This window comes from Streptomyces swartbergensis (genome assembly GCF_002148965.1).
Lineage (GTDB): Bacteria > Actinomycetota > Actinomycetes > Streptomycetales > Streptomycetaceae > Streptomyces > Streptomyces swartbergensis.
Genome location: NZ_NGFN01000389.1, coordinates 1 through 7,711, shown reverse-complemented (window position 1 = coordinate 7,711; position 7,711 = coordinate 1). Strand labels below are relative to the sequence as shown.

Here is a 7,711-nt window from a genome sequence, read left to right as displayed (position 1 = left end):
ACCCGGATCCCGTCCTCGACGTCGTCGTCCCCGTCTTCAACGAGGAGAACGACCTGGAGCCCTGCGTCCGGCGCCTGCACGCGCACCTCACCGAGGCCTTCCCCTGGAGGAGACGCAGGAGCCTTCCGCATCGGCCACCGAGTAGCCGCCTGAGCGGCCCTGCCCGTCGGGGGCGGCCGTCTGAGCAGCCCGTCCCGCCAGGGGCGTCAGCGCCCCGAACCCCGTCACCGCACCACCGCCACGGGCGGCTTCGGCATGCCCAGAACCGGCGCTCGCGTACGTCCGGCGCCAGAAAGAGACCGTGAAGCAGCCATGAGAACCGTACGGCGGCCGGCCCTGCTCGACCGCCCGCCAACCGAGCCGTCCGCGTTGCCGCGCCGGGCGCCGCTGCCCGCGCACCACCCGGATCCCGTCCTCGACGTCGTCGTCCCCGTCTTCAACGAGGAGAACGACCTGGAGCCCTGCGTCCGGCGCCTGCACGCGCACCTCACCGAGGCCTTCCCCTACTCCTTCCGGATCACCATCGCCGACAACGCCAGCACCGACCGGACCCCGCGCATCGCTGCCCGGCTGGCCTCGGAGCTGCCCGGCACGGACTGGATCCGGCTGGCCGAGAAGGGGCGCGGCCGTGCGCTGCACGCCGCCTGGTCACGCTCGGGCGCCCCGGTGCTGGCGTATCTCGACGTGGACCTGTCCACGGACCTCGCTGCGCTGCTGCCGCTGGTCGCGCCGCTGATCTCCGGCCACTCGGACATCGCCATCGGCACCCGGCTGGCGCGCGGTTCGCGGGTGGTGCGCGGGCCGAAGCGGGAGATCATCTCCCGCTGCTACAACGGTCTGCTGCGCTCCACGCTCGCCGTGGGTTTCTCCGACGCGCAGTGCGGATTCAAGGCGGTGCGCCGGGACGTCGCCGAGCGGCTGCTGCCGTTGGTGGAGGACCGCGCGTGGTTCTTCGACACGGAGTTGCTGGTCATCGCCGAGCGGGCGGGACTGCGGATCCACGAGGTGCCGGTGGACTGGGTGGACGACCCGGACAGCCGGGTGCACATCCTGTCCACGGCCCTGGCCGACCTGCGCGGCATGGCCAGGCTCGGCCGGGCCCTGGCCTGCGGCCGGCTGCCGCTGTCCGCGCTGCGCCGAAGCGGCGGCGACCTCGCCGGGGAGCTGCCGGCGGGCCTGGCCCGGCAGGTGGTGCGTTTCGCCGCCGTCGGGGTCGCGAGCACCCTGTGCTACCTGCTCCTCTACACCGCACTCCGGCCGGCCACGGGAGCGCAGGCGGCCAACGCGCTCGCCCTGCTGGCCAGCGCGGTCGCCAACACCGCCGCCAACCGGCGGCTCACCTTCGGGGTGCGGGGCCGTGGCGGCGCGCTGCGTCACCACCTCAAGGGGCTCGCGGCCTTCCTGGTCGGGCTGGCGTTCACCAGCGGTTCGCTGGCCGCCGTCCACCACACCGCCCCCGGGACCGGCCACCGGCTCGAACTCGTGACGCTCGTCGCCGCCAACCTGGCCGCGACGCTGGTGCGCTTCCTCCTCTTCCGGGCCTGGATGTTCCCCGCCCGCCACGACGCCCGTCCCCCTCGCCGTACGACAGGATCCTCATGAGCACCGTCGAGCTGCGTCGACCGCCGTCCGGCCTCGACGCCCCCGAAGTCCCCCAAAACTCCCGGGAGTTCCGTCGGTGGCTGCGCGGGGCCGCCGTGCGCTACGGGCCCGTGCTGCTGACGTACGGCGTGCTGAAGCTGGCCGGCTTCGCCGTCTTCATGTACCTGCTGGACTCCGCGGGCGACTTCCGGAAGAAGAATCCGCGTTTCGGTGGCGGCGAGCACGCCTGGGACGTCCTGGCCAGCTGGGACGGCTGGTGGTACCAGCAGATCGCCCAGCACGGGTACGACCCGGCCCTGAAACCGGTCCCGGGGGCGACGGGCCTGATCACCCTGGAGGGCAACTCGGCGGCGTTCTTCCCGCTGTACCCGGCGCTGATGCGGCTGGTCTCGGAGTGCACCGGACTCGGCCTGTACGGCGCCGGCATGACGGTCTCCGTCATCGCGTCGTTCGTCGCCGCCCTCGGCGTCTACGCCGTGACGAAACGGCTGGGCGGCCACCGGGCCGGGCTGGTCGCGGCCGGGCTGTGGGCCGTGTGGCCCGGCTCGGGCACGGAGTGGTCGGGCTACTCGGAGTCCCTCTACACGGCCCTCGCCGCATGGGCCTGTCATGCCGTCATGTCCCGCCGCTGGATCACCGCCGGGCTGCTGACCTGCGCGGCCGGGCTCTGCCGGCCCACCGCCGCCGCGCTGGTCGCCGCCCTCGCCTTCGCCGCGCTGCTGTCCCTGCGCCGGCAGGCGGACGGGATCCGGCGTGCGGACGGGATCCGGCGTCCGCTGGCCGCCGTGGCGATCGCCCCGCTGGGCCTGTTCGGCTACCTCGCCTGGGTCAACTACCGCATGGGCGACATCAACGGCTACTCCAAGCTCCAGGACGGGGCCTGGGCCCACAAGTTCGACTGGGGAGTCCACTCGTTCAACGTGCTGACGTCCATCCCGGTCGGGCACTTCGACTATCTCTTCGCGATGCCCTTCCTGGACGTCATCGGGGTCTGCGTGGTGCTGACGGTGCCGGTGCTGACCGTGCTGCTGCTGCGTCTGAGACCGCCCGCCGTGCTCGTCGTCTACACGGTTCTCTCGTACCTCATGGTGATGACCACCCAGCAGTACTTCGGCAACGTCTCGCGCTATCTGCTCCCGCTGTTCCCGCTGTACATCCCGCTCGCCCTGGCCATGCGCCGGCTCAACCGGCCGTCCCTTGCCGCCGCGCTGGGCACGGCCGCGCTGGCCTCCGGGTCGTACGCGGGGTACGTGCTCTTCGAACTCGGGGTGCCGTAGAACGGCCTCGGCCCTCGTGCCATGCCTCCCGAAACACTCCCTTCACGCAGGAAGTATTTAGGGGTAACGACCGCTGCCTACCGTGCCTGCCTTGTCAGTACCCAACCCGCAGCAAGGAGGCGTGGCATGAGTACCGAGCCACGACTGGCCGAGGTCGCCGAGCCGGAACCCGCGCAGAAGGCGGCACCGGGCACCGACCAGGCCGTCAAGGAGACCCTCGAGGACTACACGCTGCGCTTCGCGCCGCGCAGTTACCGGCGCTGGACCCCGATGGTGGTGGCGACGACCGCGCTCGGCGGCATCGCCTACATGGCCGACTTCTCCATCGGGGCCGGCATCGGTCTGGCCCACGGCACCGGCAACGCGCTGCTCGCGATCGCCGTCGCCGCCGTCGTCATCTTCGTGACCGGCTTCCCGCTGGCCTACTACGGGGCCCGCTACAACATCGACCTGGACCTGATCACGCGCGGCTCGGGCTTCGGCTACTTCGGCTCGGTCCTCACCAGCGTCATCTTCGCCAGCTTCACCTTCATCTTCTTCGCCCTCGAAGGCTCGATCATGGCCCAGGGCCTGAAGCTGGGCCTCGGACTGCCTCTGTGGCTGGGCTACTTGGTGTCCACGCTCATGGTGATCCCGCTGGTCATCTACGGCATGACGGCGCTGAGCAAGCTCCAGGTGTGGACCACGCCGATCTGGCTGCTGCTGATGGTCGGCCCGCTCGTCTACCTGGTCGCCACCGACCCGGGGACCGTCGACCGCTTCCTCGCCTACGCGGGCACCGACGGGGACGGCGGCGTCAACACCGCCTCCGTGCTGCTGGGCGCGGGCGTGTGCCTGTCGCTGATCGCGCAGATCGGCGAGCAGATCGACTACCTGCGCTTCATGCCGCCCAAGACCGAGGCGAACAAGCGGAGTTGGTGGACGGCCGTGGTGATGGCCGGACCGGGCTGGGTGGTGCTGGGCGCGCTGAAGCAGGCCATCGGGGTGTTCCTCGCGGTCTACATCATCGCCGAGGTGGGCCCCACCGCCGCGCCCGAGCCGATCCAGCAGTTCAAGCACGCCTTCGACGCGATGATGCCGTCCTGGCTCGTCCTCCCGCTGGCCGTGGCCCTGGTCGTGATCAGCCAGATCAAGATCAACGTGACGAACGCGTACTCCGGCTCCCTCGCCTGGACCAACTCCTTCACCCGCGTCACGAAGCGATACCCGGGCCGGATGGTCTTCGTCCTGGTCAACCTGGGCTTCGCACTCGTCCTGATGGAGGCCGACATGTTCAGCTTCCTCAACAGCATCCTGGGCTTCTACTCGAACTGCGCGATCGCCTGGGTGGTCACCGTGGCCACCGACATCGGCATCAACAAGTACGTGCTGAAGCTGTCCCCGCACGCCCCCGAGTTCCGCCGCGGCATGCTCTACGCCGTCAACCCGGTCGGGGTCGTGTCCTTCGTCGCCGCCTCCGCGCTGTCCATCGCCATGTACTTCCACGCGCTGGGCGACACGCTCCAGCCGTACTCCCCCGTCGCCGCCGCCGTCATCGCGTTCGTCCTCACCCCGCTGATGGCCGTGGTCACCAAGGGCAGGTACTACCTGCGCCGCGGCGACGACGGCATCGCCGAGCCGCTCCTGGACGAGGACGGCAACCCCAGCGCCGTCACCTACGAGTGCCACGTGTGCCGGCAGCAGTTCGAGCGACCTGACGTGGCCGCCTGCCGGACGCACGACGCGGTCGTCTGCTCCCTCTGCCTGAGCACTGACAAGATCGGCGACCATGTCCTGCCGGAGGCACCCGCCGCCGTCTGACACCCGTGGGGCGGAGGGCGCGAGGCGCTCCCGCCCCACGGCACGCTGACCGCGACGACTCCGCCGCCAACCGCTCGCCCGCCTCCACGGCCTTCCGCCGCAGCCATGTGGGCCGCGCCCTGCGCGTGCACGGGAGCCGCCACACCGTGCAAGGCATCGGCGCGGTCTCCAACCCGCCGCCCCCACCGGCCACTGTGCAGGACGGCCGCCACCTGGCTCGGCCCGCGAGGTATCCGCGAGACACCGCTGGGCCGCACCGCAACCGTCGACGGCGACCTGACCGCCCATGGCTGGTACCAAGTCGGTCCCGGACGCGCTGCGCGAGCACCCGCGAAGGGGCGGCCTCGTGTACCGGGCGGCATACTGATCTCGCCTTGCGCAGTGATCAGGCCGATGGTCGGAGAGGAGATGACGGGACGTGACCACCGAAGGACCGGGCGGCGGACGGGGAACGCCCGACGAGCCGGACAGCACTCCCCCGGTCCCGGACGACGTGTGGCTGAGGTTCCTCAAGGACAGCGAGCCCGCCATACGCGCCTCCGCCCCCAGGGAGCCCTCCGCGAGGGAGCGGGCGGCGGGTCGGCAGCTCCAACCCCCGCACACCGTCGGTGACCTGTGGCAGCCGGAGGACCTGTGGGTCCGCGTGGCCTGGCGCGACCTGGACCGCCGTGCCAAGGTCCGGCGCGTGGGACGTGTCGTCGCCACCGCCGCCGCAGTGGCTCTGGCGCTGGGAGCCTGGTCCCAGTTGTCCGCCGGCGCGGGCAGGGACACCCGGCCGGGGACGGGCACCGTGCGGCAGGTGGAGGGGGCGACCGCGAGGCAGTCCACGGCCACTCCCTTCCCGTCAGGATCCGCTGTCCCGGTGCCCTCCAGGTAGCACACGCACGACGGGTACGGTCCCGCCCGGCCGCCTAGGATGAGCCCACAGGCCGGATCTGGGCGCTCGTCCGGGCGCGGCCCCCGCAGGCGAGTCTCAGGAACACGCACGCCGACGGAAGGGGGACAGACATGAGCGCGCCACGCCTCAGCAGTACGCCGTTGCCGGGCATCGGTGTCCGCTACGACCTGACGACCCGGGACAGCCACCGGCTGTCCGTGGTAGCCCACCGCGACGGCCACCGGACGATCAGCGCCTACCGCAGGGACGACCCGGACGCCTGCGACCTGTCGGTGCGTCTGACGGCGGAGGAGGCGGCGACGCTCATCGACGCGCTGATGCCCGCGCACCACACGCCGAACCTGCTGTCCACCACCGACCTGGGGCTCGTCGCCGAGCGGATCGAACTGTCCGGCTCCTCGCACTGGAACGGCCGGCTGCTGGGCGAGTCCCGGATCCGCACCGACACCGGCGCGTCCATCGTGGCGGTGCTGCGCCGGGCCGAGGCGATACCCTCCCCCGCGCCGGACTTCCGGCTCGCCGGCGGTGACACGCTCATCGTCATCGGGACCCGCGAGGGCGTGGAGGCGGCCGCCGCGATACTCGGGCGGGAGTGACCCGCCGTGCACTCCTCCGCGGTCTTCCTGATCGAGTTCGGCTGCCTCATCCTCGGGCTCGGGCTGCTCGGCCGCCTCGCCGGGCGCTTCAGCTTCTCGCCGATCCCTCTCTACCTGCTGGCCGGGCTCGCCTTCGGCGAGGGCGGACTGCTGCCGCTGGTCGCCAGCGAGGACTTCGTCGCCATCGGTGCCGAGATCGGCGTCATCCTGCTGCTGCTCATGCTGGGCCTCGAGTACACGGCCACGGACCTCGTCTCCAACCTCAAGACCCACTATCCGGCCGGGGTGGTCGACGCCGTCCTCAACGCCCTGCCCGGTGCGGTGCTCGCGCTGTTGCTCGGCTGGGGCCCGGCCGCCGCCGTCGTGCTGGCCGGTGTCACCTGGGTCTCCTCCTCCGGCGTCATCGCCAAGGTCCTGGGCGAGCTGGGGCGGCTCGGCAACCGCGAGACCCCGGCCATCCTGAGCATCCTGGTCCTCGAGGACCTCTCCATGGCGGTCTACCTGCCGATCGTCACCGCCCTGCTGGCCGGGGTGGGCCTGGCGGCGGGCGCGGTCACGCTGGCCATCGCCCTGGGCGTGGCCACGCTCGTGCTCGTCCTCGCGGTGCGCTACGGCCGCCACGTCTCCCGCTTCGTCTCCAGCGACGACCCCGAGAAGCTGCTGCTGGTGGTGCTCGGCGTGACCCTGGTGGTCGCCGGGCTCGCGCAGCAACTCCAGGTGTCCGCGGCCGTGGGCGCCTTCCTGGTGGGCATCGCGCTGTCCGGCGAGGTCGCCGAGGGCGCGACGAGCCTGCTCGCGCCGCTGCGGGACCTGTTCGCCGCGGTGTTCTTCGTCTTCTTCGGCCTGCACACCGACCCCGCCAGCATCCCGCCCGTACTGCTGCCCGCCCTCGCCCTGGCGGCCGTCACCACCGCGACGAAGATCGCCACCGGCCACTGGGCCGCGCGCCGCGCCGGGATCGGGCCCAAGGGCCGCTGGCGCGCCGGCGGCACGCTCGTGGCCCGCGGCGAGTTCTCCATCGTCATCGCCGGGCTCGCCGTCACGGCCGGCATCGAGCCCTCCCTCGGCCCCCTGGCCACGGCCTACGTCCTCATCCTGGTCCTCCTCGGCCCCCTGACCGCCCGCTACACCGAGCCCGTGGCCACCGCCCTGACCGGGCGACTGCGCCGCAGGAACGCCACGTCCCGCGGAAGGACAGCACCTGATCCGCGGGGCGCCCACGAGACCATCGACGACCAGGACATCGTCGGCCGCACCTGACCGACCGCCGCGGCCGGGCCGGGAGACCGACCGGTGCGCTCCCGGCAGTTCAGCCCCTGCTGCCTCGTCGCCGCCGGCGTCCCCGCACACGGACGCGCCACGCGCGTGCCGTACGGCTGACGACGGGCGGCTGCCTGCCGGGTCCGCCCGCGCCTACTGAAGTGCGGCACACGGCAGGCCCTGCGGCCGGGCGGCGTACGGCCGCACTCCCGTGCCTACTGAAGTGCGGCACACGGCAGGCCCTGCGGCCGGGCGGCGTACGGCCGCACTCCCGTGCC

Annotated in this window: 6 protein-coding genes; all 6 read left to right on the top strand. The window is 72.2% G+C overall.

Going from position 1 to position 7,711, the window contains the following annotated elements:
• The first annotated feature begins 312 nt into the window (after window positions 1-312).
• Entirely contained in the window at window positions 313-1,602 is a 1,290-nt protein-coding gene (locus CA983_RS37500; protein WP_107500328.1) for a bifunctional glycosyltransferase family 2/GtrA family protein, read from the top strand.
• A complete protein-coding gene (locus CA983_RS37495; RefSeq protein WP_107500327.1) occupies window positions 1,599-2,879 on the top strand; it encodes a glycosyltransferase family 39 protein in 1,281 nt (426 codons plus the stop codon). Before CA983_RS37500 ends, CA983_RS37495 begins: the two co-directional genes overlap by 4 nt.
• Window positions 2,880-3,005: 126 nt before the next feature.
• The gene (locus CA983_RS37490; RefSeq protein WP_086605193.1) at window positions 3,006-4,679 is read left to right on the top strand and encodes a purine-cytosine permease family protein; all 1,674 of its coding nucleotides are present in this window, start codon (window positions 3,006-3,008) and stop codon (window positions 4,677-4,679) included.
• Between the two features lie 418 nt (window positions 4,680-5,097).
• Window positions 5,098-5,556: a hypothetical protein gene (locus CA983_RS37485; RefSeq protein WP_086605192.1), complete on the top strand. Its 459-nt coding sequence runs from the start codon at window positions 5,098-5,100 to the stop codon at window positions 5,554-5,556.
• Between the two features lie 131 nt (window positions 5,557-5,687).
• Complete coding sequence (locus CA983_RS37480) at window positions 5,688-6,173, top strand: cation:proton antiporter regulatory subunit (RefSeq protein ID WP_086605191.1); 486 nt, start codon at window positions 5,688-5,690, stop codon at window positions 6,171-6,173.
• Window positions 6,174-6,179: 6 nt separating this feature from the next.
• Window positions 6,180-7,433, top strand: a complete 1,254-nt coding sequence (locus tag CA983_RS37475) for a cation:proton antiporter (RefSeq protein WP_086605190.1) — start codon at window positions 6,180-6,182, stop codon at window positions 7,431-7,433.
• Window positions 7,434-7,711: the final 278 nt, after the last annotated feature.

Bases quoted from the DNA above. Each gene is read 5' to 3' on its own strand.
- CA983_RS37490 (WP_086605193.1), top strand. From the start codon at position 3,006: ATGAGTACCGAGCCACGACTGGCCGAGGTCGCCGAGCCGGAACCCGCG.
- CA983_RS37480 (WP_086605191.1), top strand. From the start codon at position 5,688: ATGAGCGCGCCACGCCTCAGCAGTACGCCGTTGCCGGGCATCGGTGTC.
- CA983_RS37495 (WP_107500327.1), top strand. From the start codon at position 1,599: ATGAGCACCGTCGAGCTGCGTCGACCGCCGTCCGGCCTCGACGCCCCC.
- CA983_RS37500 (WP_107500328.1), top strand. From the start codon at position 313: ATGAGAACCGTACGGCGGCCGGCCCTGCTCGACCGCCCGCCAACCGAG.